This window comes from Bacillus sp. FDAARGOS_1420, from assembly GCF_019344915.1.
GTDB lineage: Bacteria > Bacillota > Bacilli > Bacillales > Bacillaceae_G > Bacillus_A > Bacillus_A mycoides.
The window spans coordinates 1420696-1445924 of record NZ_JAHWJB010000001.1; the positions used below are offsets into that span (position 1 = coordinate 1420696).

Genomic DNA, 25229 nt, shown 5'->3' on the forward strand with positions numbered 1-25229 from the left:
TAATTGTATGAATATTTTAGAGCAATTTGTTTCATCAACGAATACAATTCTTTGGTCATATATTCTTATTGCAATGTTAATTGGTTTAGGTCTTTATTTTTCTATTAAATTGAAATTCGTACAACTTACTCATTTAGGGGAAATGATTCGACTAATGAGTGATGGATTAACTGGAAAGACACGTAAAAAAGGCAGTGTATCATCATTCCAAGCATTTTGTATGAGTTCAGCGGCTCGTATTGGAATCGGGAACTTAGCTGGTGTAGCGCTAGCTATTTCTATGGGAGGACCAGGAGCTGTATTTTGGATGTGGGTGATTGCGATTATCGGTGCGTCTTCGAGCTTCGTAGAGAGTACGCTTGCACAAATTTATAAAGTAAAAGATGGCAGTGGCTTCCGTGGTGGTCCTGCTTATTATATGGAAAAAGGTTTAAATAAACGTTGGATGGGAATTTGGTTCTCTATTCTAATTACAATTACTTACGGATTAATTTTCAACTCCGTACAAGCGAATACAGTGACATTAGCATTTAAAAATGCATTTGGTATTGAGCGTTATGTTGTGGGGATTGTACTTGCGGTATTAGTCGCGGTTATTATTTTTGGTGGTGTAAAAAGTATTGCGCGTATGTCTGAAATGATCGTTCCGCCAATGGCGCTTATTTATATTGCAGTAGCAATTTTCGTCGTTATTAAAAATTATTATTTAATACCGGATATGTTTACAGAAATCTTTAAAGGGGCATTTGGTTTAGATTCAGCTGTAGGTGGCGGTATTGGTGCTGCAATGAAGTTTGGTATTCAGCGCGGATTATTTGCGAATGAAGCGGGTATGGGGAGTGCGCCAAATGCGGCGGCAACAGCAGATGTAACGCATCCAGCGAAACAAGGTTTTATTCAAACAATCGGTGTTTTAGTAGATACGTTCTTAGTATGTACATCAACAGCGTTTATCGTACTATGTTCTGGTGCATATAAAGCAACAAATTTAGAAGGTATTGAATTAACGCAAAATGCATTAAGTTCACAAATTGGCCCATGGGCAAGTAGCTTCTTAGCGATTATCATTTTCTTATTTGCTTTCAGTTCACTTCTAGGAAACTACTATTATGGTGAAACGAATATTGAGTTTATTAAGCAAAGTAAAACTTGGTTAACGATTTACCGTATTGCGGTAGTGGGAATGGTGTTATTCGGTTCTATTGCGACGCTTCAAGTTGTATGGAATATGGCAGACTTATTTATGGGTCTAATGGTAATTACAAACTTAATTGCGATTACACTTCTTGGACGATTTGCATATGCAGCATTAGCGGACTATGTGAAACAAAAGAAACAAGGAAAAGATCCAGTCTTCCGTGCAGATTCTATCCCTGGTTTAATGAACACAGAGTGTTGGGATAAGCCGGCGGTAACTGATAAAGAAAAAGCAGTATAATAAAAAGGCGAGCATCGAGATGAATTCGATGCTTGTTTTTTTATTGTAATTAATGATATTAAGGCTAAAAGATGATTGATATAATGTCTATAAAAAATACGGATGTTATAATTGTTAACGTTTTCATGTCATAAAACCTTACATTTCTTGTCGAAAATTCTTGATTGTTAAAAGTTTTTAGAATATAATCTTCTTAGTGTTATGAAGAGGGGGAACGCAATGATGGATTTTTTAACTAGTGTTATTGGGGATATAAATAATGTTCTATGGTCATATATTATTATTGCAATGCTAATTGGACTGGGGCTTTATTTTTCTTTCCGAGTAAAGTTTGTTCAAATACGTTACTTTGGAGAAATGATTCGTTTACTTGGGGATGGAGCGAGTTCAAAAACAAGAAAAGCGCAAAAAGAAAAAAGTGGTGTATCGTCATTCCAAGCATTTTGTATGAGTACAGCTTCTCGTGTAGGTACTGGTAACTTAGCTGGTGTAGCTATCGCAATCTCAGCAGGTGGACCAGGAGCGGTATTCTGGATGTGGTTAATCGCGGTAATTGGGGGTGCTTCTGCATTTGTAGAGAGCACATTAGCGCAAATTTATAAAGTAAAAGATGGGAATGCGTTCCGTGGTGGTCCAGCGTATTATATGGAAAAGGGTTTAAAGAAACGCTGGCTAGGAGTTGTCTTCTCTGTTCTAATAACAGTTAGTTTCGGATTAATTTTCAACGCCGTGCAGTCAAACACAGTAGCGGCGGCTTTTGATGGAGCATTTAACACAGATGGTAAGTTTGTAGGTCTGTTTATGGCTGGTTTACTTGCAATCATTATCTTCGGCGGAGTAAAACGTATTGCACGTGCGGTTGAAATGATTGTTCCAGTAATGGCAATTATATATGTAGCAGTGGCATTATTCGTTGTTGTAACAAACATTACGGCAATTCCATATGTATTTAAAGAAATTTTCTTACATGCTTTCGGAATTAAAGAAGTAGTGGGTGGGGGATTAGGAGCTGCGATTTTACTAGGGGTAAAACGTGGATTATTCTCAAATGAAGCAGGTATGGGTAGTGCGCCAAACGCAGCTGCGACTGCAAACGTAACGCATCCAGTGAAACAAGGTTTCATTCAAACTTTAGGGGTATTTACAGATACATTATTAATTTGTAGTTGTACAGCATTTATCATTTTATTATCAGATGTGCCTGGAGCGGCTGATTTAAACGGAATTCAATTAACGCAACAAGCATTAAGTCAACATATCGGACCGTGGGCTTCTATATTTGTAGCAGTTGCAATCTTCTTGTTTGCATTTAGTTCATTAGTAGGTAACTACTACTATGGTGAAACAAATATTGAGTTTTTAAATGGAAGTAAAGTTTTACTAAATGTTTATCGAATCGCGGTACTTGGTATGGTTATGTTAGGTTCTGTAGCAACAATTCAAATTGTTTGGGACTTAGCAGATTTATTCATGGGTATCATGGCTATTATTAACTTAGTGGCGATTGTATTCCTTTCTAAGTATGCTTTCGCGGCATTATCAGATTACGTAAAACAAAAGAAACAAGGAAAAGATCCAGTCTTTTATGCGGAGTCTATTCCTGGTTTAAACAATACAGAGTGCTGGGACAAGCCAGCAGTAGCAGATAAAGAAAAAGCTGTATAACAAAAAGGAACGAGCATCAGAGGAATTTGATGCTCGTTTTTTTATGGTGATAAACTAAAGGAAGAGGGAAAATACGAACATTAATGAGTGTTTTATAATAAAATGTATTTTTTTTAAGAAAAGTGCGGATGTGAGTTATAATTTGTGTTAGAATGGAAAATGGCTTTGAGACAAGAGATTTTATGGCTTTTCATATCCGATTGAAGGTTTTGGAGGAGAAATGGAAAGTTCGGATTATTCCTTGTTTTGAGTAGTCAGACGTTCAACGTTAATGAAGAGTTAAATGGAGGATTTTATTAATGAAGTTTGTTATGTTTCTTGTAGGACTACTAGTTGTATTCGTACTCGGCTTTCTTATAAGTTCTGATCGTAAGAAGATTAAGTATAAACCAATCGCAATTATGCTTGTTATTCAGCTAGCGTTAACGTATTTCTTATTAAATACGCCAATTGGTTATATTTTAGTAAAAGGAATTTCAGATGGATTTGGAGCACTTCTTGGATATGCGGAATCTGGAATCGTTTTCGTATTTGGTGGTCTTGTTAATAAAGGAGAGGTTTCATTCTTCTTAACAGCTTTATTACCAATCGTATTCTTTGCAGTGTTAATCGGAATTCTGCAACACTTTAAAATTTTACCGATATTTATTCGTGCTATTGGTACTTTGTTAAGTAAAGTAAATGGTTTAGGGAAATTAGAATCATATAATGCAGTAGCGGCTGCAATTGTTGGGCAAGCAGAAGTATTTATTACAGTAAAAGATCAATTAAGTAAAATCCCAAAACATCGTTTATATACACTATGTGCATCTTCCATGTCGACAGTATCGATGTCGATCGTTGGATCTTATATGAAAATGATTGAGCCAAAATATGTAGTAACAGCACTTGTATTAAATTTATTTAGTGGTTTCATTATTATTCATATTATTAATCCGTACGATATTACGGAAGAAGAAGATACACTGAAGTTAGAAAATAAGAAAAAACAGTCATTCTTTGAAATGCTGAGCGAATATATTATGCTTGGTTTCACGATTGCGATTACGGTAGCAGCAATGTTACTTGGTTTCGTAGCATTAATTACAGCAATCAATAGCTTGTTTGATTCAGTGTTCGGTATTACATTCCAAGCTATTTTAGGATATATTTTCTCACCATTAGCATTCGTAATGGGCATCCCGCAATCAGAAATGGTAACAGCGGGACAAATTATGGCAACAAAATTAGTATCAAACGAGTTTGTTGCAATGCTTGATCTTGGAAAAGTAGCTGGTGATTTATCAGCTCGTACAGTCGGTATTCTTTCTGTATTCCTTGTATCATTTGCGAACTTCTCATCTATCGGAATTATCGCGGGTGCAACGAAAGGGATCGATGAAAACCAATCAAACGTTGTCTCATCATTCGGATTACGACTTGTATACGGTGCGACATTAGTAAGTCTTTTATCAGCGATTATCGTTGGTGTTATGCTATAAAAAAGATGGTCCTAGCTCATAGCTAGGGCTATTTTTTTATGGTAAATTTACATGAAAAAACCAATTATTTAGGAATATATTAACATATAAAAATATTTTAAAATTTATATTGCATTTCGATTAGTTAACGCTTACAATTTGATTTGTAGGTGGTATCAATTTCAGACTTTCAAGTATGGTAGGAGAGAAGAGGCTACCTTTTATAAATTGCAATTTATGTAAACGCTTACTGATTTTAGATAACAGTTGAATAATATTTAGGGATTTTAAATTTTTTTAACATCAATGGTCAGACGTCATTCGTTATACGTTATACGACCAATAACTCGTGGGAGAAGTGGAGGATTCACACATGAAGATAGTAATGTTTCTAGTCGGTTTACTTGTAGTATTTGTACTAGGTTTCCTTATAAGTTCAGATCGTAAGAAAATTAAATATAAACCAATTGCACTTATGCTCGTAATTCAATTGGTACTTGCGTATTTCTTACTAAATACAAAGATCGGATTTGTATTAGTAAAAGGGATTGCAGATGGATTTGGCGCTATTTTAAAATTTGCGGAAGCTGGGGTTAATTTCGTATTTGGTGGTCTAGCAAACGATGGACAAGCACCATTCTTCTTAACAGTATTATTACCAATTATTTTCTTAGCAGTATTAATCGGGATCTTACAACATATTAAAGTTTTACCGATTATCATTCGTGCAGTCGGTTTCGTATTAAGTAAAATTAACGGTTTAGGAAAACTAGAATCATATAATGCGGTAGCAGCTGCAATTGTTGGTCAAGGTGAAGTATTTATTACAGTAAAAGATCAACTAAGCAAATTACCAAGAAATCGTTTATATACACTATGTGCATCTTCAATGTCGACAGTATCGATGTCAATCGTCGGTTCTTATATGAAAATGATTGATCCGAAATATGTAGTAACAGCACTTGTACTAAACTTATTTAGTGGATTCATTATCGTTCATATCATTAATCCATATGACGTAAACGAAGAAGACGATATTTTAGAATTACAAGAAGATAAGAAACAAACATTCTTTGAAATGTTAGGCGAATATATTATGCTAGGTTTCTCTATCGCTGTAACAGTAGCGGCAATGTTAATCGGTTTCGTAGCATTAATTACAGCAATTAACGGTGTGTTCGATTCTATTTTCGGAATCACATTCCAAAGCATTTTAGGATATATCTTCTCACCATTAGCATTTGTAATGGGTATTCCAACATCAGAGATGCTAGCAGCGGGACAAATTATGGCAACAAAATTAGTAACGAACGAATTCGTTGCAATGCTTGATCTTGGAAAAGTAGCTGGTGAGTTATCAACTCGTACAGTAGGTATTTTATCAATCTTCCTTGTATCATTTGCGAACTTCTCATCTATCGGAATTATCGCAGGTGCAACGAAGAGTATTGACGGAAAACAAGCAAATGTTGTATCATCATTCGGACTAAAACTTGTATACGGTGCAACGTTAGTAAGTATATTATCAGCGATTATCGTTGGGGTTATGCTTTAATAAAATAGTAAAGAAGTCGTTTATCTCTCGCCTAGAGGGATGAACGACTTTTTTATTTTGGTATGATAAATAATATTGAGAGGGGGAATTAGGGTGAAAGAACGAGATAGTTTAAGGGAGTTTGATGAGATTATAGAGAACATTGATCAATTAACTGGAGAAGATGCTAGAGCATTTTTAAAATTGATATATGGATATTTGAGTATAGTAGAGGAAGGAGACGGGACTTTTACTCATAGTGACTTTTTTGAAAAGGTTTCAAGGTTTTATAAGAAAGATGTGGGTAAGGTTATTAAGCTGAGAGAAGAAATAAAAAAATCACCTTAATCCATTCATTAAGGTGATTGAAATATTATTCAGCTGGAGGCGTAAATGTACGTTTCTCTAATTCAGCATCTAGCATAAATAGTGCGTTTGAATCGCTTGTAATACGTTTTAATTTTTGGATGATGCTATCAAATGAAGCTTCTTCTTCTACTTGCTCATCAACGAACCATTTTAAGAAGGTAATTGTTGCGTGTTCACGCTCATCCCAAGCGATATCAGATAAGTGATAAATGCGCTTCGTTACTTCACGTTCATGCTCAAGTGCTACTTCAAAAGCATTCAATACAGACTCATATTCGTTATTAGGATGATCAAATCCAGTAATAATAGCGCGCTCGCCGCGGTCATTAATGTAGTTGTAAAGCTTCATTGCGTGGAAACGCTCTTCTTCAGCTTGTACAAGGAAAAAGTTAGCGAATCCATCGTAGCTTTCCGCTGTACAGTAAGCAGCCATTGCCATATAGGCGTGGGCAGAATAAAATTCAAAATTCATTTGTTCATTTAGTGCGTCGTGCAATTTTTTAGATAACATAAAATCCCCCTTATTATTTTGACAAGAACATTATATCACAATTGATAATGTTCTCATTTAGATGTTTCAAATCTTTTTGAAAGCTTTGTGACGTGTGTTTCCATAATGTCTTGTAAATCCAAATCATATTTTTGTGAAAGAACAATAAGATTGGATAGTACATCACCAAGTTCTTCTTTTAGTTCTTGTTTTAGCTCTTCTTGTGTTTTTATTTGTTCATCAGGGCGATCACGACCGATTTCAATTGCGCGAACAACGCGTGAAACTTCTCCAACTTCCTCAGTTAAGAAATTTAAGCGAATAAAGGAGTTGTACTGTGACCAGCTTCGTTTTTCGTAAAATTCCTCCACCCATCTTTGAAATGCGACGATATCCATTTCTTCCTCATCCCTTCAATATGTTGTACAATACTCATTGTATCATAACAATATATAGTTTCGGGGTGTAGGAATGAGAAAGATTTGTGTGTTTGCAGGTTCAAATTTAGGGGGAAGACCAGAATTTAAAGAGCAGGCAATAGAGTTAGGGAAAATGTTTGTTGAGAACGATTATGAGCTTGTATACGGCGGTTCATGCGTTGGATTAATGGGAGAAGTAGCAAACGAAGTTCTTCGTTTAGGTGGACGTGTAACAGGTGTTATGCCGCGTGGTTTATTCCGTGGTGAAATCGTTCATACAGGATTAACAGAATTAATTGAAGTAGAAACGATGCACGAACGTAAAGCAAAAATGGCAGAGCTTGCGGATGCTTTCATTGCATTACCAGGTGGATACGGAACATTTGAAGAATTATTTGAAGTTGTATGTTGGTCACAAATTGGTATACATGATAAGCCAGTTGGTTTATTAAACATTAAAGACTTTTACGGGCCAATTCTGCAAATGGTTGATCGCGCAGCGGAAGAAGGCTTTATGAATCCATCGAATAAAGAGTTAATCGTTTCCGCTGAGACGGCAGATAAACTAATTCATGAAATCCAAAATTACGAGCGTCCTGTCTTGGGGACGAAGTGGAAGCAATTATCATAGTACATTTTTATAGAAACACATGTCTTTTTATCGTAAAAAGGCATGTGTTTTTAATATAGTTAAATATGTTAATGTTAAAATATAAAGTTTTCAAAAAGGAGAAATAGATGGAGGAGTTTGTGTATTTACGTCCTGTTTTTAAAAGTATTTTAGCAGCGTCTATTCTTGTTATGCTAATTGTTTTAAGACAGAAGAAAGAGCTAATTAATGAGTTTTCGCTTTGGTTTATTTCGGTTATATGTATTGGTGTTTCTGCGATAACACTTGTTATGCTAGGATTTATTGCTGATGAATATAGTTTAGGTGGCGATGTGCAGTCTTCTAATATGTTTATTGGGATTGTTTTGATCAGTGGTCTGAATTTCGTTATCTACTATAGACGGAAATAAAAAAAGGCATTCCATATTACTTCGGAATGCCTTTATCATTTTGATTACTTTGTTTTTTATACAGGTACCAGCCACCCCAGCCGCCACCAATTGCTACAACAACGAGGAAAGCATAGTCTTTAACCTCGACACGTATGTTGAAAATATTAGCTATGAGTAAGAGAATCCCAACTGTTATTAACGCAAAAAATGCTCTAATTAAGTAGTCTTTCAACTGAACCACTCCCGCCATTTAAGTAGTAAATGATGAATATGGAAAAGCTTTTTTGGATCTATTTTACTAAAGGGTGTTACCTATATTTTAACATAAAAGGGATTGTAATATATTGATAAAAGTAGAGGAGAGGGGGGCTAATATTGTCGTGATTTGTTGGTAAAGCGATATTCTTTGTCGAAACGTTGATATATCGTGAGTTGCGATCGATATAATTTTATGTATTATCAAGTGCGACCAATCAATAGAAAAAAGCGACTCTGAACGAGCCGCTTGCGCTTTTAGTGGTATCTAGCTCCAGCGGCTAGAATGTTCGGTGGCTTCGCTTTTTCCTGCGAGGCAAAGAGCGCCTCTACGTCAAAAGCTCCATCCCCCTCACATTCTGAGCGAGCCGCTTCCGCTTTTAGTTCTATTATTGATTCAAGAATGCACGTAGCATCCAAGCGTGTTTTTCTAGTTCTGTGTAGATGCCTAGTAGTAGGTCAGATGTCATTTCGTCGTCAGATTCTTGAGCGATTTCCATGCCTTTTTTCAGTTCAGTTAGCATCATTTCGTAGTCTTTCATGATTGCTTCGACCATCCCTTCTGCAGTTTCTCCGTAAGCTGCTTCTTGAATAGAAGATAGTTCTAAGTATTCTTTCATTGTTGCTACTGGTTTGCCGCCAATTGCTAAAATGCGTTCTGCGATTTCATCGATGTGAGTAGCTGATTCTGTGTAAAGCTCTTCAAATTTTTCATGTAGTGTGAAGAATTGAGGTCCTTTTACGTACCAATGGAAGTTGTGTAGTTTTGTAAATAAAACGCTCCAGTTTGCTACTTGTTTGTTTAATGCTTCGATTACTTGTGTATTCATTATGATCAATCTCCTCTTGAGTTATTATTTTATACGAATTACTAATTTATAATTATTATAATCTAGTAATTTGTATAAATCAACCCTTTTGCTGGAATTAATTTGAACAAATTATGAACTGTTGTAAATAAAAAATCCCTATTACTGTGAAGTAATAGGGATTTTTATTTGATATATAGCTCCAGTGGCTAGAATGTTCGGTGGCTTCGCTTCTTCCTGCGAGGCAAAGAGCGCCTCTACATCAAAAGCTCCATCCTCCTCACATTCTGAACGAGCCGCATCCGCTTTTAATGCTATCCAGCTCCAGCGGCTAGAACAGTCGGTTGTTTCACTCCTTCATTCGAGGCAAAGAGCGCCTCGGAATCAGGAGTTCCAACACCCTCTTGTTCTGAACGAGCCGCATCCGCTTTTAATTATTATATAGCTTGTTTCTTCTCTTCTAAATCTTGCCCATCCCAACACTCAGTATTCTTTAAGCCAGGGATAGAACTTGCAAGGAAAACAGGATCTTTTCCTTGTTTCTTTTGTTTTATATAGTCTACTAATGCTGAGTAGGCAAATTTGCTAAGGAATGAGATGGCAATTAAGTTTGTGAGTACCATTAGTCCCATGAATAAATCAGCTAAGCTCCAAACTGTTTGAAGGGCAGCAGTTGATCCGAAGAAAACCATTCCTACAACTGCAACACGATAAATCATTAGCCATGTTTTGCTTTCTTTAATGAATGCGATATTTGTTTCACCATAATAGTAGTTTCCAAGTAAAGAACTGAAAGCGAATAGGAAAATAATAATCGCTAAGAAAGTGCTAGCCCACGATCCAATTTGTGAACTTAATGCTTGTTGTGTTAATTCAATTCCTTGTAAATTTGATCCTTTGTAAAGTCCAGAACATAATACGATAAATGCTGTTGATGTACATACTAAGAATGTATCTACGAAAACACCTAATGCTTGAACAAGTCCTTGTTTTACAGGATGAGATACATCTGATGTTGCAGCTGCGTTAGGAGAGCTCCCCATACCTGCTTCTGTCGCGAATAAACCGCGCTGAATTCCGAACTTGATTGCTGCTCCAATACCACCAGCGATGGCTTGGTCTAAACCAAATGCGCCGTTAAATATTTCCATGAAAATGCTTGGTAACATATTGAAGTTGTTAATAACGACAAAAACAGCTACGCCGATATAAATGATTGCCATTGGAGGAACAATCAATTCTGTAATACGTGAAATGCTTTTAATACCACCAAAAATAATAACAGCAACTAATAAAGCTAATACAGCTCCTACGATAGTTCGCTCTAGTCCAAAAGCATTTTCAAACGCTATTGTTACTGTATTTGCTTGTACTGAGTTGAAGATTAATCCGTATGCAACTGTAATGAGAAGTGAAAACCAAATACCCATCCAGCGCTTGTTTAAGCCTTTTTCCATATAGTAAGCAGGACCACCACGGAATCCACGTCCGTCTTTTACTTTATAAATTTGTGCGAGAGTACATTCTACAAAACTAGTAGCTGCACCGATAATGGCGATAAACCACATCCAAAATATTGCGCCAGGTCCGCCCATTGAAATTGCTAGTGCTACACCAGCTAAGTTCCCGATACCAATACGTGCAGCTGCACTTAAGCAAAATGCTTGGAATGGAGAGACGCTATCTTTTTTCTTTTCTTTTCGATTGAACCCTTTACTAATTAAACTGACCATTTCACCGAAATGAGTAATTTGGACAAATTTTAATTTAAAAGAGAAATAAAGACCGAAGCCGATTAGCATTGCAATAAGAATATATGACCACAAAATATTATTCGTTACTTCAAGGAATCTGCTAAAGATATCAACCATATAATACACTTCCTTTTTTTCATAATAAGAAAAGTATATGCAAAAAGTATACCAGAATCAAATCCTGTAAAAAAAATATGTTACTTAAATGTGTTTTATGTTATGATTAAGTTACATCATAAAGTTTTTAGAATTATTTACATTTTAAAAAACTAAATTTAAAGCGAGAAAGAGGGGATAATTTGAAAGAAGAATCTTTATTGAAAGTAAGCCTTAAGATTTTGAAAACGAGAAGTAATTTATTTTTTATCGTTACATCTTCAAGTATGTTTCTAGGAGCTGCTTATTATTACAATAAAAGATTTCCAAATCACAAATATCCTGAATGGTTAGAATTTCTAAAATTGATTGGATGAATAAAAGACAGAAAAACAGAAAATTTAAATATAAATCCGTTGAGGAGGAGTTAAAGATGAATATTAGAGAAAGTGAACTTCCAGGTATTGGTTACAAGTTTCAAATCGTTACGAAAGGTAACGAAAAAATGGTGATTGTTATTCATGATGATGGACGTAGAGAAATGTATCATTTCGATTCAGACCATGAAGAAAGTCTATCAAGCATTTCATTGCGCGACTCAGAGGCAAGACAAATTGCAGCAATATTAGGCGGGATGGTATATAAGCCTAGGGCACTAGAAAATGTTGAGATGGTCTTTGAAGGTTTAGCAATTGAGTGGTTCAAAGTGGAGAATGCAGCACCAGCAATCGGAAAAACAATTGGCGACCTTGAAATAAGAAAAACATATAGCGTAACGATAATTGCAGTTATGAAAAAGAATATGAAAAAGCTATTTAATCCAGGTCCAGACACGGTGATTGAAGAGGGAGATATGCTTGTAGTTTCTGGTGAGAGAGAAGAAATTAAAAAGATTATTAATGAATTACTTTCGAATAGGGGGACTGACTAGATGGATACTTTAATTTTTGAAGTTGGTACAGCTTTAGTTTTAGTAGCAATTGCGGCGGTAATTGCTGGAAAGTTTAAATTCTCAGTAATTCCTTTTCTAATTGTTCTTGGGATGTTAGTAGGACCGCACGCGCCGACAATAGGTGTTATCGATCTCAAATTTATTGAAAGTGCAAATGTGATATCCTTCCTTGGAAGGATTGGCGTTCTGTTCCTTCTTTTCTATCTCGGATTAGAGTTTTCGATGAAAAAACTAATTAAATCTGGACGTTCTATCGCGATTGGCGGAACAATCTATATTTTGATTAACTTTTCACTAGGATTATTATACGGATTTATAATGGGATTCCCATTACTCGAAATCTTAATTATTGCGGGTATTATTACGATTTCTTCTAGTGCTATCGTTGCAAAGGTATTAGTTGATTTAAGAAGAACTGGTAATAATGAAACCGAATTAATTTTAGGAATTATTATGTTTGAAGATATATTCCTTGCTGTATATTTATCAGTAGTTTCTGGCTTAGTTCTTGGGGATCATGCTTCCTTCTTAGGTGCTCTTACTTCAATTGGAATTGCTTTAGGATATATGCTTCTATTCTTTATTGTGGCTAGAAAAGCAACGCCGTTATTAAACAGATTGCTCAATATTAGTTCAGATGAAATTTTTATTATTGTAGTATTTGCTTCGTTGTTCTTTATTGCAGGTTTTTCAGAAACAATTCACGTTGCAGAAGCAATCGGGGCACTTCTTTTAGGGTTAGTTTTCTCTGAGACAGAGCATAGTGATCGAATTGAACATCTTGTTGTTCCATTTAGAGACTTCTTCGGAGCTATTTTCTTCTTCAGTTTCGGATTAAGTATCGATCCGTTTTCATTAGGCGGGGCGATATGGTTAACGTTAGGTGCTGTCCTTCTTACAATCGTCGGAAACTTTGTTGCAGGGATGATTGCAGGAAGACAAGCTGGATTATCTCATAAAGCATCAACAAATATTGGATTAACAATCGTTTCAAGAGGAGAATTCTCCATCATTATGGCTAATATCGGCATCGCCGGTGGTTTAATGTCAGTACTGAAACCATTCTCAGCACTATACGTGCTTATACTATCGATCTTAGGTCCACTTCTGACGAAAGAGTCAAAGAATGTATATAAATTTTTGAATAAAATCTTTAAGTGGGATACGAAGACTAGATAAATTTTAAAAAAATAAAAGTACAAGATATTTACTGCTTGTACTTTTATCTTATGCAGGTTATTTAGTATCAACAGGAAGCATTACATTTTGGGGGGCTGTCGCGTTCGGTACAATTGGTGGTGTAATCGCACAACTATTCATTTATTGGATCGGTCGATACGGAGGAAGACCTGTTCTTGAGCGATATGGAAAATATATTTTGATTCAGAAGAAACATATTGATTATGCTGAAGCGTGGTTTAATCGTTACGGAACTGGTGTTATTTTTACAGCGCGTTTTATTCCTGTTGTGCGTCATGCTATTTCGATACCAGCGGGTATTGCGAAAATGTCACATGCTAAGTTTATTACGCTAACTACACTAGCTGTTATTCCATGGTCAATTGTATTTGTATATTTAGGTTTTAAATTAGGAACAGAGTGGGAAAGTATTAATAAAGTAGCTGGGCCATATGTGAAGTACTTTGCACTTGCTGCTATTGTTTGTGCAATTGGTTATTTTATATTAAAAAAAATGATGAAAAAAAAGTGATTACGGAAAAAGAATCTATGCTGACATAGATTCTTTTTTATTGTCATTTTTTAAAGGATGAAAGTGTATGTTTAATATTTACCATATTGTGGCATACATATAGGAAAAGGGAGTTTAGGAAGGGGATTATTGAGAAATGGAACTCCAGTTTCAAAATGTATATCAACAAGTTGAGAATTGGTATGTGTTGGATTCGGAGCTTCCTTGGGATGTCAAAAAGTTAAGAAATGATTTGTTTTCTCTTATTGAAGTAAGTGCAACGCCAGTTATTTTTTGTGATACGTGTGATGCGAATCATGTACTTTTATCATTAGGAGAAGAAGAAGAGGAGTTTTTATTCCCAGTAGGTGGTTTTTATCATAAAGAAAAACAATTAATTTTCGTTTGTATGTGGGAAGAGTATGAGCAAGTGCTCAAAACGCTATTGCATGAATTCAGGCATGCGATGCAGCATAAGGACGATGTACTATATGTTGGAAATGAACTATACGAAGAAAGATGGATCGAGAAAGATGCGAGGCATTTCGCGGAGAGGAAGCTAGATGAATATAAAAATAGAAATTTAATCTGAAGCATAGTGGAGGAAAATCACTGTGCTTTTATTTATTGCTAATTTAAAATAAGCAGTTGACCTTTAATAAGTTTAGTTCTAAACTAATAGTATCAAATGAGCGAGGTGATGGAATGAAAGCAGAGGAAAGACTTGGATTAATATTATGGTTTCGTTTATCACGCTTTTATAATAGAAGTATTCGTGAGACGAATCAGCATTTGAAAAAGTGGAATGTATCTGCCGCTCAGTTTGATGTATTAGTTCAAATTGGAGGAAACGATCATTTAACGCAGCAAGAACTTGGAAATAAGTTGTTTGTTACGAAAGGAAATGTTACTCAACTTTTAAATAAGATGGAGCAACTAGATTGGATTCAGCGTGAACAAGAAGGTACTACGAAATATATTTCATTAACAGAAAAGGGAAAGGTTCTATATGAAGAAATAGTCCCGCCGCAAGAAACATTTCAAGCAGAGCAATTTGATAAGTTAAATAGAAAAGAACAAAAACAATTATTAGAATTACTGAAGAAGTTGCAGTGATAAAATTAAAAATAAATATCTCGATTTCGAGATAATATGAGGTGAAGGATATGTTTAGAAAAGTTGATCATAAAAATATGGGAAGAGCAAATCATGGATGGTTAAATACACATTTTCATTTTTCCTTTGCGAATTACTATAACCCGAATAACATGAACTTCGGAGCATTGCGTGTAATTAATGATGACTTAGTAGCGGCACAAACTGGTTTTGATATGCATCCACACCGCGATATGGAAATCATTTCGTACGTTGTAGATGGTGCTTTAACACATGAGGATAGCATGGGAAACCGCGGAACAATTGAGCGAGGACATGTTCAATATATGAGTGCTGGCACAGGTGTATTTCATAGTGAGCATAATCTAGGAAATGAAACACTACGTTTATTACAAATTTGGATTTTACCAGATCGCGACGGTCATAAACCAAACTATGGTGAGTTTAAATTTGATTGGAGTAAACGTGAAAATGAGTGGTTCCATATGGTATCTCCTTCTGATGGAGATGCACCAATTCATATTCACCAAGATGCAAATTTATATTCTTTATCATTAGAAGCTGGTAAAGAAATTCATTTTCCTGTTAAAGAAGGACGTCAATTGTACCTTGTACAAATTGAAGGTAGCAGCGTTGTAAACGGTGAAACACTTGTAATGCGTGATGCAGCGGAGGCTGTAGAAGAAGATATTCGCATTCAAGCGAAAGAGAAGTCTCACTATTTAGCAATTGAAATGAAAATGCAATAAAGTGAGGCTTTAATCAGTGGTGGCTTTCCAGCATATAAATAGCGGAATGAAAAGTTATAGGAAAGAGGACATCGTTTTTCGATGTCCTCTTTTTGGTGAGTTTAATTATCAGAAAAAACTTTCTCAATTTTTGAGAGCAGGTATCGGAAAGATTATTCAGAATATTTATAAAAGTGTTAAAAACTTTTAGGGAAATGGGGAGTGTTAGATTGAAAAAGCAAGTAATTTCATCAGCATTAGCATTAACTGTTATCGCAAGTGGGTTTGGGGCATTTGGAGCAACTACGACGAAAGCAGAAGAGCAAAAAATCCAGTATCACCAAGAGTTTAAAACACCAGCTTACATAGGTGAAGAATGGAAAGCGCCGGAAGGACTAGATAAAAAAGAGACGGTCTTTCAATATTTAGAGAGTAAAAAAGATATGTTTAAACTAGCAGGAAATATTGACAAACATTTCAATATCGTTGGTGAAGAAAAAGATGCTGATTCTGGTACAACACATGTGAAGTTAGTTGAGAAGCATAATAACATTCCTGTGTATGGTTCAGATCAAACAGTTACGCTTGATAAAGAGAATAATGTAAAAGCATTTTTCGGACAAGTTATTCCGAATTTAGATAATAAAAATATTCCTGCATCTGCAAGTATTAGTGCGGAACAAGCAGAAACGATTGCAAAAGCTAATATTGAGAAAGAAATTGGTAAAGTAAAGAATTATGATGGTGTGAAAAAAGATTTATATGTGTATGAAAAAGATGGTCAATACTATCTTGCATATCTTGTAAAAGCGTCGGTTTCGAAACCAGCTCCAGGATATTGGCATTACTTTGTTGATGCAACAAATGGAAATGTTATTGAGAAATATAATGCTGTAGATAACATTACTGGATTTGGTTACGGAGTATTAGGCGCTAGACAATCATTTGAAATTGCTCAAGATACGAAAACAGGAGCATTCAACTTATTTGATGGTACACGAGGACAAGGTGTCCATACATTTGATGCAGAGAATATGGATGAAAACTGGTTTAATTTATTCTCACAAATTCTTGGATATACGGGAGAAGAAGTTGTAAGTAAATCTAAGTTCTTCGAAGATAAAGCGGCAGTTGATGCGCATGTGAATGCAGGAAAAGTATATGATTATTATAAAAAGACATTTAACCGTAACTCTTTCGATGATAAAGGTGCGAGACTTATTTCTACTGTTCACGTAGGTGAATCTTGGAATAACGCAGCTTGGAACGGTGTTCAGATGATGTATGGTGATGGCGATGGTAAGACATTCATTCCATTATCTGCTGGCCTAGACGTTATTGGCCACGAATTAACGCATGCTGTAACTGAAAATACAGCAAACCTTGTTTATAAAGATGAGTCAGGTGCGTTAAATGAATCGTTATCTGACATTATGGGTGTAATGGTAGAGAAGAAGAGCTGGGATTTAGGTGCTGATATTTATACACCTGGTAAACCTGGTGATGCGCTTCGTTCACTGAAGGATCCGGCATCTATTCCAAACCCATTAAAACCAGGTGAAGGTTACCCAGATCACTATAATAAACGTTATACTGGAACAGCTGATAATGGCGGCGTTCATATTAACAGTAGTATTAACAATAAGGCGGCGTATTTAGTTTCTGAGGGCGGCACGCATTACAATGTGAAAGTAACTGGAGTGGGCCGTGAAGCAACAGAAAAAATTTACTATCGTGCTCTTACAAAATATTTAACTGCAAACTCTGATTTCAAAATGATGCGTCAAGCTGCACTTCAATCAGCAGAGGATCTATACGGTAAAAACTCTAAAGCTGTACAAGCTGTAACAAAAGCTTATGATGCAGTAGGAGTAAAATAATAAGAGAAAAAAGACCTGACTGGATTGTCAGGTCTTTTTCTTATTTAATCACGAATACCTAATGCAATTTTTGCCATACGTGACATACGTTCTTTTGTCCACGGTGGGTTCCATACGACGTTTACTTCTATTTCATTTACTTCAGGTACGTTCGTTGATAATACTTTTTTAACGTCTGATACGATTTGGCCAGCCATTGGACAACCGATAGAAGTCATTGTCATTGTAACGACAGCATTATTATTTTCATCTGCTGTAACGTCATAAACTAATCCGAGATTGATAATATCAACACCTAATTCAGGGTCAATAACAGCTTCTAAGTTCGCATATAACTTTTCTTCAAATGCTTGTTGTGACATGTGTAGCACCCCCTAAATATTAATGATATCGATTCTCATTATAACGGATATATGTATAATGTGCAGGAAATGAGCTCAAAAAAATATTCCTCTTGGAAGAGGAATATTTTTAAAAAAGCTATTCAGTTTTAAAATGAGATACAAGCTGATCTAATTCTTCAACTGTTTGTTTCATTTGTTTTGCAGTGAGAGTCATTTCATTCATCACGATGACTTTCTGTTCAGCAGATTGTGCCGTTGCGGCTGTTTCACTAGATACTTCATTTGAAATAGAAGCAATGTTATTAAGTGAAGCGTTCATTTCTTCAGCGCTTGCAGCCATTTCTTCAGCAGTTGCTGATATGTCTTGCATTTGAGTTGATACTTTATTTACTTGTTCAACAATTGTTGTGAAAGAAGTACCAGCCTCACGAACGACAGTAATGCCTTCAAATGCTTCAGAACGCCCTTGAGACATCATAGAGCTAGCAGTCTCAGTATCATTTTGAATTTGGTGCAGCAATTGGTTAATATCTTTTGCCGCTGTTTTTGATTGTTCCGCAAGTTTACGAACTTCATCAGCTACGACAGCAAATCCTTTTCCTTGTTCACCAGCACGAGCCGCTTCAATAGAAGCATTTAAAGCAAGTAGATTCGTTTGCTCAGCGATATTAGAAATAGATTGTACAGCCGTATCAATATATTTCGTATGGGTGATTAGACGTTCGACTACTTCTGATGTAGCATTTACAGCTTCATGTATCGTTGTCATTTGTGAAACAGATTTTTGGATAACAGTACTTCCGTCGTTAGCATGTTCAGATGTAGCTACAGCAAGTTCGGCTACAGATGAAGCAGATTCAGCGATACGCTGAACACTTATTGCCATATCATCCATCGCAGTCGAGCTTTCTTCCATACTAGAAGTTTGCGATTGAATACTTGAATTTAAGTTGGACATCGAGCTTTGAACTCTTATTGTCGCCTCGCGTGATGTATTAGTCTTTTCTAGCATATTTTCAGAAGCCGTTTGTACTTCTACAGATGTTTTTTGAACACGATTAATGATATGCTGCAAGTTTTCTAACATTTTATTAAATGATGTGGCAATAGCACCGATTTCATCATTGCTATTTACTTGTAGACGGGCTGTTAAGTCGCCTTCTTGAGAGGCCAATTCTTTTAGTTTAGTATCAATTTGTTGAATTGGTTTTACAAGCTTACCAGAGAACCACCATGCAAGAATAATTGCAGTTACAATACAAATAACAAGTGATAAGAAGACAACATATTCAATTCGTAGTGAAGATTGATCGATTTTTTCAATAGCTTGTTCACGTAATTTAGCTTGTTCATTAGTGTAATTTGTGAAATCACCGATTACTTTATAAACAGTGCCATTCTCTGTAGAAGCTACTTGTAAAGCTTCTTCCCATTTTTGTTCTTTTGCAAGAGTGAATACTTTCTCTTCAATGAACTTTCTCCAAGTGGATCCTAATTCCGTTGTGCTTTTCACGGACTGAGAAGTGTTAGGGTTAGAAAGAAGTTGCCCTTTTGTATCTTCAAGACGTTTACTCATCTCATTAAACTTGTCTAATTCGACTTGATCATGTTGTAGTAAATAACCTCTTAAAGCAGAAAGTTGTACTTGATACGCGTCTCCACGTTCTTTTAATTCTGTTGCAAGAGGGGAAATGTTTTTTTGTAGTGTTTCAGCTTTATGAGACTGATCCATGGTAAAGAATAAAATAAAAGCTAAGGCGATGCCGAATAAAGCGCAAATCATTCCCATCATGAACATTAGTTTTTTTCGAATGCTAATAAAATTCATATGATAAAAATCCTCCTTGTAAAATCTTAGTATTAGAATTAATTAATTAATGTAAAAAATTGAAAGAAAGCTTTACTCCATCTGGAATAAAGCTTTCTTCTTTCCTTTAGGAATTATAGCAGACAGAATGGGAGATAGAAAGAGATATTTTAGCGTGAAAAAAGAGAGACTCTAAATCGCTCTTTCTAACAATTTAGAGTTCGTAGAAGTATAAATGAAATTTTCATTTTAACTATTTGTTTTGAAATGAGAAACGAGCACTTCAAGTTCTTGCACAATTGTTTTCATTTCTGATGATTTTTTAGCAACGACACTCATTTTGTTTACTTGGTCACCAGCTGAAGTTGCTGTTTTCGATGTTTCGGCAGCAACTTCATTTGAAATAGAAGCGATATTATTTAAAGCTGCATTCATTTCTTCAGAACTTGCGGCCATTTCTTCAGCAGTTGCAGACATTTCTTGTATTTGTGTAGAGAAATTGTTAATGTGATTAACAATTTCTGAGAATGAAGATCCAGCGGTACGAATGACTGTAATTCCTTCAGAAGCTTCTGACTGACCTTGTGTCATCATGTCATTTGCTATTTTTGTGTCCGCTTGAATTTGATGAAGTAAATGGTTAATGTCATTTGCTGCTAGCTGAGATTGTTCAGCAAGTTTTCGTACTTCATCGGCAACAACAGCGAATCCTTTTCCGTGTTCACCAGCACGGGCCGCTTCAATAGAAGCATTTAAAGCGAGCAAATTCGTCTGCTCGGCAATATTAGAAATAGATTGAAGTGCAGTATCAATATGATTCGTATGTGTAATGAGTCGCTCTACCACTTGTGATGTAGCGTTAACAGCTTCGTTAATTGTATGCATTTGTGTAATAGATTTTTCAATGACTTTATTTCCATCATCTGCTTTTTCAGAAGTTGTAACAGTTAGGCTAGCGGCAGAAGAGGCAGCTTGTGCAATGCGCTGAACACTCGTTGCCATATCATCCATTGCGGTTGAACTTTCTTCAATGCTAGAAACTTGTGAACGAATATTGTGCTCAAGAGCATTCATAGTCTCTTTAGTTTTTGCGGTATTTTCCATAGAAGCAGTTGTTTCGATAAACACATTTTCAGAAGCTTCTTTTACACTTGTTGATGTTTGTTGAACTTGCTTTATTATACGCTGTAAGTTAGCAAGCATTTGATTAAAGGAATTTGCGATGTCACCAATTTCATCTTTACTCGTTACGTGTAATCTAGCGGTTAAATCGCCATCTTGAGAAGCTAATTCTTTTAACTTCGCATCAATTTGTCGAATCGGTTTAACGAGTTTACCAGAGAACCACCATGCCAATAGAATAGACGTTAATGTACATGTAATGAGTGAGAAGAAAATAATATATTGAATAAGGGATGAAGAAGACTCTACGTCAGCAATTAATACGTCCCGTTTGTCATTTTCTTCATTTGCATATTTAGTAAAACGACTTAAAAGATCATTTACATAATCTGTTTGAGCAAGAGCAATTTTGGATGCTTCATCCCATTTTCCTTCCCGTGCAAGAGGGAGGACTTCATTATCTACGACGCTGCGCCATTTTGCTCCCATTAAAATGGCCTCTTTCATTCCTTCTGGGAGTTTTTTATCACTTGTTACTTTCTCCCTAGTATCAGCTAGTTTTTTTCCTTCCCGGTTGAATTTATCCAATCCTTTTTGGTCATGTGATAGTAAATATTCTTGTAAACCAGCGACCTGCGCTTGGAACCAATCGCCACGTTCTTTTAAAATCGTTGCTCTTTTCGATACATCATTCTTTAATGTTTCGATTTCACTTGCTTGATTCATCGCGAATGAAAGAATAACAATAAGAGCAATGCTAAATAAGGAAGAAATGCTTAAGAGTGTGAACAGTAGTTTTTTTCGAATGCTAACATATTTCATTGTTACCCCTACCTTTTTTTGAAAAACTATTTATTATAATTTATAAATATCGGGAACGAAACTAATAAAAACATAATTAAGAAGTTATTAATCTGTTCAATGAAAATTATAGCAGATAATGGAATATGGCAGATTAATGTGAGTAAATGTTCTTAAAATGTATACATTTGTATATCAAAAAATTCATAAATAAAAATCAGAAATACTATTGTAATTAGAAATAACATCCTGTATACTTCTAATTAGTTGATAACGATTATCACTATCAACTGAACATTACTCTTCGTTATGTTGGTCATACCCCTTTTTGACGACGTAAGTCAGAGACGAATGTTGAAATATCTTGTGTCCTATTCTACAGAATTATGGTAATCTCCAACCTCAACTTATATGCGTAAGCATGCAAAAAAGGATCCTATCCGTGAAGGGATCCTTTTTTGCATGTTGTCGCAATTAATGTGTATAGACCTGGTATACGTTCTTCAATTCCTTCGGGTGAAGTAGAAGGGAAAACCCACTTTTGATGAGATCCGTGTTCTTCAATCAATTTTTCAACCTTGAAATTTGTTTCTGCCATTGATGTAATGATTTCTCCTAGTGTCCAGCGCCTAATTTTTGTTCTCGGTAAAGCGTATTTCTGTGATCCCGTAAGGAGAGTGCTATAAGCTACGTCATCTTCAATAAGTTCCTCGTCGAAATAATTTCCATTTGCTCGAAATGATGGATGATCTACTCCTAATAATTTTGTATAAACGGGATGATAGTCACGTAGTATAAAGGTCCCATCTTGTTTTAGTAAGTGAGAGATTATATGAAAGAGTGGTTTTAAGTCTAAAAAGTAATGAAGCACGCCAAGTTCCAGTAACACGATATCAAATGATTGAGATAGATTTAAATCTAGTACATCGGAAACGATATATTGAATAGAGACACCAGCAGCTTCGGCTAGTTCGGTTGCATATTTTTCATTACTTGCTGAAATGTCTACAACTGTTACATCGGCTCCTAAAAGAGCAAGAGCAACTGCTTTATTTCCTTTTGATCCGAGTAAATTAATAATACGCTTTCCTTTTGGAGATTGTATGTAAGGTAAATAATGATTTACCTCGCGCACGGGATCTTCCATGAGCTTTTTCGCATAATCCTCTGGCGCCCCGTGGCGATTTGTCCAAGCTTCATAAGCAGCTGCGTTCCAACTTTTTTCATTAATAGTACTTAGTTGCTTTTGATTCAATCTTATCACTCCTTTTGTGAACGTATAGTTATTCGGTGGGTGAGTAGAATTTCCTGTTTTTTTGAATAAAAGTTTGATTTTTCTGTTGTTAAGTCGTAAAATACGTTTTATACATAAAAGCGTTGAAAAGGAAAAGTAGAATGAAATCATTCTGTCCAGAGAGCTTCGGTAGCTGAGAAGAAGCAAGAATATTCATTTGAACAATGGCCTTTGAGCTTCGTCCTGAACTTATCAAATGATAATAGTAGGCGGCGACGAGAGTTGGTACTCGTTATCAAAACCACAGTATAAGAGCATATAGCTCCGTACTTGTTAAGGTTAGTTATGCGAATGACTGACGAAATAAGGTGGTACCGCGACTGTTTATACAGCCCCGCCCTTATCTTTTTTAAGATAAGGGCGGGGCTTTTTATATTTTAAAGGAGGAATATAAGATGAGTATTTTTATTGGAGGCGCTTGGCCGTATGCAAATGGTTCGTTACACCTTGGACACATTGCTAGTTTGTTACCAGGAGATATTTTAGCACGTTATTACAGGGCAAAAGGTGAGCATGTGTTGTATGTTTCAGGAAGTGATTGTAATGGAACACCGATTACAATTAGAGCAAAGCAAGACGGTGTGACGGTGAAAGAAATTGCTGATAAGTATCACGAGGAGTTTGAGCGATGTTTTCGTAGCCTTGGTTTTACTTATGATTGCTATACACGTACAGATAGCGAGCATCATCATGAAACTGTTCAAAAAGTCTTTTTGCGACTATTAGAAGAAGGTTATATTTATAAAAAAGTAGTTGAACAAGCTTATTGCGAAACGTGTACGCAATTTTTACCAGATCGTTATGTAGAAGGCCTTTGTCCGCATTGTCATGAAGCAGCAAGGGGCGATCAATGCGATGCTTGTTCCGCTATTTTAGATCCACTCGATTTGTTAGAAAAGAAATGTAAGTTATGTGGTAGTACGCCATCAGTACAGGAAACAGAGCATTTCTATTTTGCATTGCATAAATTTCAGCAGCAAATTAAAGAGGTCGTAGAAATTGCAAAGCAGAAAGGAACATGGCGCGACAATGCAATTCAATTAACAGAGAGATATTTAAAGGAAGGATTACAAGATAGGGCAGTGTCACGTGATTTACCAATTGGGGTACCAATTCCGGTAGCAGGATATGAAGATAAGAAAATTTACGTATGGATTGAAGCAGTGACAGGATATTATTCGGCGAGTAAAAATTGGGCTGAAGAAACAGGGAAAGATGATCAAGAGTTTTGGGATAAAGAAGCGAAAACATATTATGTACATGGTAAGGATAATATTCCGTTTCATTCAATCATTTGGCCAGCGGTATTACTTGGAATAGGAGAAGAAGCAATCCCGCGTCATATCGTTTCGAATGAGTATTTAACAGTAGAAAAAAGAAAATTATCGACAAGTAAAAACTGGGCAGTATGGGTACCTGATATATTGGAAGGCTATAATCCAGATTCTATTCGTTACTTTTTAACAGTTAACGCACCAGAAAATCGTGATACTGATTTTTCATGGCGTGAATTCATTTACAGTCATAATAGTGAATTGTTAGGTGCATACGGGAACTTTGTGAACCGGACATTAAAGTTTATTGAAAAATATTATGGTGGTGCTGTACCGAAGGGAAGTATTGATGTAGAGCTGAAAGATAAAGTAGAAGGATTATATAAAAGTGTAGGAGAGGCGATTGAACAAACTAAATTTAAGGTGGCACTAGAAACAATATTTGATGCAGTACGCTTTGCAAATAAATACTTTGATGAAAAGCAGCCTTGGAAACAAAGAGAAGACGACCCAGTTTCATGTGAGGAAACAATTTATAATTGTGTTTACCTAATAGCAAACTTTGCACAACTGCTTGAACCATTTTTACCGTTTTCAAGTGAAAGAGTTAGAAATACATTATCGAGTGTTAAAGTAAATTGGGAACCTCAAAATACGTTGCCAAACCGAATTGATAATGTGCAGCCATTATTTGAGCGAATCGATGTAAAACAAATTGAGCATGAGGTAGAGAAGTTATATGGAGCGGTAAAGTGAAATATAAGGAAAAGACCTTTCAAATAAATGAAAGGTCTTTTGTTATGCTGTATAACCCTCTTTCTTATCTTTCAAAAAGAAAAGCACAGCAAGGATTACGAGAATAATAGCCGCAATATCATATGTTATTTTGAGTAATAAAGTTTAACATATCGTAACTGTATTCACATTTAT

23 protein-coding genes, 1 pseudogene and 1 other annotated feature are annotated in these 25229 nt (G+C 35.7%); of the genes and pseudogenes, 15 read left to right on the forward strand and 9 right to left on the reverse strand.

What is annotated here, in order from left to right:
• The first annotated feature begins 7 nt into the window (after positions 1 to 7).
• The 5 genes from I6L50_RS07420 (at position 8) to I6L50_RS07440 (ending at position 6445) form a co-directional block, all read left to right on the forward strand.
• Positions 8 to 1438 carry an alanine/glycine:cation symporter family protein gene (locus tag I6L50_RS07420; protein ID WP_219301007.1) on the forward strand — a complete coding sequence of 477 codons (1431 nt, stop codon included), beginning with the start codon at positions 8 to 10 and terminating at the stop codon, positions 1436 to 1438.
• A 222-nt stretch (positions 1439 to 1660) separates the two neighbouring features.
• Entirely contained in the window at positions 1661 to 3103 is a 1443-nt protein-coding gene (locus I6L50_RS07425; protein WP_033708503.1) for an alanine/glycine:cation symporter family protein, read from the forward strand.
• 299 nt (positions 3104 to 3402) lie between these two features.
• Positions 3403 to 4584 (forward strand): NupC/NupG family nucleoside CNT transporter, encoded by a 1182-nt coding sequence (locus I6L50_RS07430; RefSeq protein WP_219301008.1) that lies wholly within the window; start codon positions 3403 to 3405, stop codon positions 4582 to 4584.
• A 352-nt stretch (positions 4585 to 4936) separates the two neighbouring features.
• Positions 4937 to 6118, forward strand: a complete 1182-nt coding sequence (locus I6L50_RS07435) for a NupC/NupG family nucleoside CNT transporter (protein WP_219301009.1) — start codon at positions 4937 to 4939, stop codon at positions 6116 to 6118.
• A 93-nt stretch (positions 6119 to 6211) separates the two neighbouring features.
• Positions 6212 to 6445, forward strand: coding sequence for a hypothetical protein (locus I6L50_RS07440; RefSeq protein WP_219301010.1), 234 nt, complete (start codon positions 6212 to 6214; stop codon positions 6443 to 6445).
• A 25-nt stretch (positions 6446 to 6470) separates the two neighbouring features.
• Here the strand turns inward: I6L50_RS07440 and I6L50_RS07445 are convergent, their stop codons facing one another.
• Complete coding sequence (locus tag I6L50_RS07445) at positions 6471 to 6977, reverse strand: ferritin (RefSeq protein WP_002015996.1); 507 nt, start codon at positions 6975 to 6977, stop codon at positions 6471 to 6473.
• A gap of 53 nt (positions 6978 to 7030) precedes the next feature.
• Positions 7031 to 7354: a MazG nucleotide pyrophosphohydrolase domain-containing protein gene (locus tag I6L50_RS07450; RefSeq protein WP_002143684.1), complete on the reverse strand. Its 324-nt coding sequence runs from the start codon at positions 7352 to 7354 to the stop codon at positions 7031 to 7033.
• 73 nt (positions 7355 to 7427) lie between these two features.
• Here I6L50_RS07450 and I6L50_RS07455 point away from each other — a divergent pair, with 73 nt between their 5' ends.
• Positions 7428 to 8006, forward strand: a complete 579-nt coding sequence (locus tag I6L50_RS07455) for an LOG family protein (protein ID WP_012261956.1) — start codon at positions 7428 to 7430, stop codon at positions 8004 to 8006.
• A 107-nt stretch (positions 8007 to 8113) separates the two neighbouring features.
• Positions 8114 to 8395 (forward strand): hypothetical protein, encoded by a 282-nt coding sequence (locus I6L50_RS07460; RefSeq protein ID WP_002015993.1) that lies wholly within the window; start codon positions 8114 to 8116, stop codon positions 8393 to 8395.
• 16 nt (positions 8396 to 8411) lie between these two features.
• Here I6L50_RS07460 and I6L50_RS07465 read toward each other — a convergent pair whose 3' ends face one another.
• The 3 genes from I6L50_RS07465 to I6L50_RS07475 all read right to left on the reverse strand — a co-directional run bounded on the left by I6L50_RS07465 (position 8412) and on the right by I6L50_RS07475 (position 11312).
• Entirely contained in the window at positions 8412 to 8609 is a 198-nt protein-coding gene (locus tag I6L50_RS07465) for a hypothetical protein (RefSeq protein ID WP_000656312.1), read from the reverse strand.
• Between the two features lie 412 nt (positions 8610 to 9021).
• Positions 9022 to 9462 carry a Dps family protein gene (locus I6L50_RS07470; protein ID WP_088008515.1) on the reverse strand — a complete coding sequence of 147 codons (441 nt, stop codon included), beginning with the start codon at positions 9460 to 9462 and terminating at the stop codon, positions 9022 to 9024.
• Between the two features lie 416 nt (positions 9463 to 9878).
• Entirely contained in the window at positions 9879 to 11312 is a 1434-nt protein-coding gene (locus I6L50_RS07475; RefSeq protein WP_219301011.1) for an alanine/glycine:cation symporter family protein, read from the reverse strand.
• Positions 11313 to 11724: 412 nt separating this feature from the next.
• Between I6L50_RS07475 and I6L50_RS07480 the strand changes: the two genes are divergently transcribed.
• The 7 genes and pseudogenes from I6L50_RS07480 to I6L50_RS07510 all read left to right on the forward strand — a co-directional run bounded on the left by I6L50_RS07480 (position 11725) and on the right by I6L50_RS07510 (position 17657).
• Positions 11725 to 12222, forward strand: a complete 498-nt coding sequence (locus I6L50_RS07480) for a cation:proton antiporter regulatory subunit (RefSeq protein ID WP_002015988.1) — start codon at positions 11725 to 11727, stop codon at positions 12220 to 12222.
• Positions 12223 to 13422, forward strand: coding sequence for a cation:proton antiporter (locus tag I6L50_RS07485; RefSeq protein ID WP_219301012.1), 1200 nt, complete (start codon positions 12223 to 12225; stop codon positions 13420 to 13422).
• Positions 13423 to 13459: 37 nt separating this feature from the next.
• Positions 13460 to 13954: pseudogene (gene uptA, locus I6L50_RS07490) on the forward strand (undecaprenyl phosphate transporter UptA); the annotation flags it as partial.
• Positions 13955 to 14090: 136 nt separating this feature from the next.
• On the forward strand, positions 14091 to 14525 hold the full coding sequence (locus I6L50_RS07495; RefSeq protein ID WP_002015986.1) for a DUF3920 family protein: 435 nt from the start codon (positions 14091 to 14093) through the stop codon (positions 14523 to 14525).
• 113 nt (positions 14526 to 14638) lie between these two features.
• Entirely contained in the window at positions 14639 to 15049 is a 411-nt protein-coding gene (locus I6L50_RS07500; protein ID WP_113938601.1) for a MarR family winged helix-turn-helix transcriptional regulator, read from the forward strand.
• A 50-nt stretch (positions 15050 to 15099) separates the two neighbouring features.
• Positions 15100 to 15798: a pirin family protein gene (locus I6L50_RS07505; RefSeq protein ID WP_113938602.1), complete on the forward strand. Its 699-nt coding sequence runs from the start codon at positions 15100 to 15102 to the stop codon at positions 15796 to 15798.
• Positions 15799 to 16007: 209 nt separating this feature from the next.
• The gene (locus tag I6L50_RS07510; protein ID WP_016093519.1) at positions 16008 to 17657 is read left to right on the forward strand and encodes a M4 family metallopeptidase; all 1650 of its coding nucleotides are present in this window, start codon (positions 16008 to 16010) and stop codon (positions 17655 to 17657) included.
• 44 nt (positions 17658 to 17701) lie between these two features.
• Here the strand turns inward: I6L50_RS07510 and I6L50_RS07515 are convergent, their stop codons facing one another.
• The 4 genes from I6L50_RS07515 to I6L50_RS07530 form a co-directional block, all read right to left on the reverse strand.
• Complete coding sequence (locus I6L50_RS07515; RefSeq protein WP_002015982.1) at positions 17702 to 18019, reverse strand: metal-sulfur cluster assembly factor; 318 nt, start codon at positions 18017 to 18019, stop codon at positions 17702 to 17704.
• 118 nt (positions 18020 to 18137) lie between these two features.
• The gene (locus I6L50_RS07520) at positions 18138 to 19829 is read right to left on the reverse strand and encodes a methyl-accepting chemotaxis protein (protein ID WP_219301013.1); all 1692 of its coding nucleotides are present in this window, start codon (positions 19827 to 19829) and stop codon (positions 18138 to 18140) included.
• Positions 19830 to 20057: 228 nt separating this feature from the next.
• Entirely contained in the window at positions 20058 to 21752 is a 1695-nt protein-coding gene (locus I6L50_RS07525; protein ID WP_219301014.1) for a methyl-accepting chemotaxis protein, read from the reverse strand.
• 415 nt (positions 21753 to 22167) lie between these two features.
• On the reverse strand, positions 22168 to 22986 hold the full coding sequence (locus I6L50_RS07530; RefSeq protein ID WP_219301015.1) for a class I SAM-dependent methyltransferase: 819 nt from the start codon (positions 22984 to 22986) through the stop codon (positions 22168 to 22170).
• A gap of 113 nt (positions 22987 to 23099) precedes the next feature.
• Positions 23100 to 23370 (forward strand) — a binding site (T-box leader).
• Between the two features lie 50 nt (positions 23371 to 23420).
• Between I6L50_RS07530 and metG the strand changes: the two genes are divergently transcribed.
• The gene (gene metG / locus I6L50_RS07535; protein WP_219301016.1) at positions 23421 to 25055 is read left to right on the forward strand and encodes a methionine--tRNA ligase; all 1635 of its coding nucleotides are present in this window, start codon (positions 23421 to 23423) and stop codon (positions 25053 to 25055) included.
• Positions 25056 to 25229 lie beyond the last annotated feature (174 nt).

Coding starts and splice junctions, on each gene's coding strand:
- I6L50_RS07500 (WP_113938601.1), top strand. CDS start 14,639: ATGAAAGCAGAGGAAAGACTTGGATTAATATTATGGTTTCGTTTATCA.
- I6L50_RS07520 (WP_219301013.1), bottom strand. CDS start 19,829: ATGAATTTTATTAGCATTCGAAAAAAACTAATGTTCATGATGGGAATG.
- I6L50_RS07515 (WP_002015982.1), bottom strand. CDS start 18,019: ATGTCACAACAAGCATTTGAAGAAAAGTTATATGCGAACTTAGAAGCT.
- I6L50_RS07495 (WP_002015986.1), top strand. CDS start 14,091: ATGGAACTCCAGTTTCAAAATGTATATCAACAAGTTGAGAATTGGTAT.
- I6L50_RS07470 (WP_088008515.1), bottom strand. CDS start 9,462: ATGAATACACAAGTAATCGAAGCATTAAACAAACAAGTAGCAAACTGG.
- I6L50_RS07475 (WP_219301011.1), bottom strand. CDS start 11,312: ATGGTTGATATCTTTAGCAGATTCCTTGAAGTAACGAATAATATTTTG.
- I6L50_RS07450 (WP_002143684.1), bottom strand. CDS start 7,354: ATGGATATCGTCGCATTTCAAAGATGGGTGGAGGAATTTTACGAAAAA.
- I6L50_RS07480 (WP_002015988.1), top strand. CDS start 11,725: ATGAATATTAGAGAAAGTGAACTTCCAGGTATTGGTTACAAGTTTCAA.
- metG (WP_219301016.1), top strand. CDS start 23,421: ATGAGTATTTTTATTGGAGGCGCTTGGCCGTATGCAAATGGTTCGTTA.
- I6L50_RS07425 (WP_033708503.1), top strand. CDS start 1,661: ATGGATTTTTTAACTAGTGTTATTGGGGATATAAATAATGTTCTATGG.
- I6L50_RS07455 (WP_012261956.1), top strand. CDS start 7,428: ATGAGAAAGATTTGTGTGTTTGCAGGTTCAAATTTAGGGGGAAGACCA.
- I6L50_RS07445 (WP_002015996.1), bottom strand. CDS start 6,977: ATGTTATCTAAAAAATTGCACGACGCACTAAATGAACAAATGAATTTT.
- I6L50_RS07435 (WP_219301009.1), top strand. CDS start 4,937: ATGAAGATAGTAATGTTTCTAGTCGGTTTACTTGTAGTATTTGTACTA.
- I6L50_RS07460 (WP_002015993.1), top strand. CDS start 8,114: ATGGAGGAGTTTGTGTATTTACGTCCTGTTTTTAAAAGTATTTTAGCA.
- I6L50_RS07525 (WP_219301014.1), bottom strand. CDS start 21,752: ATGAAATATGTTAGCATTCGAAAAAAACTACTGTTCACACTCTTAAGC.
- I6L50_RS07485 (WP_219301012.1), top strand. CDS start 12,223: ATGGATACTTTAATTTTTGAAGTTGGTACAGCTTTAGTTTTAGTAGCA.
- I6L50_RS07420 (WP_219301007.1), top strand. CDS start 8: ATGAATATTTTAGAGCAATTTGTTTCATCAACGAATACAATTCTTTGG.
- I6L50_RS07505 (WP_113938602.1), top strand. CDS start 15,100: ATGTTTAGAAAAGTTGATCATAAAAATATGGGAAGAGCAAATCATGGA.
- I6L50_RS07430 (WP_219301008.1), top strand. CDS start 3,403: ATGAAGTTTGTTATGTTTCTTGTAGGACTACTAGTTGTATTCGTACTC.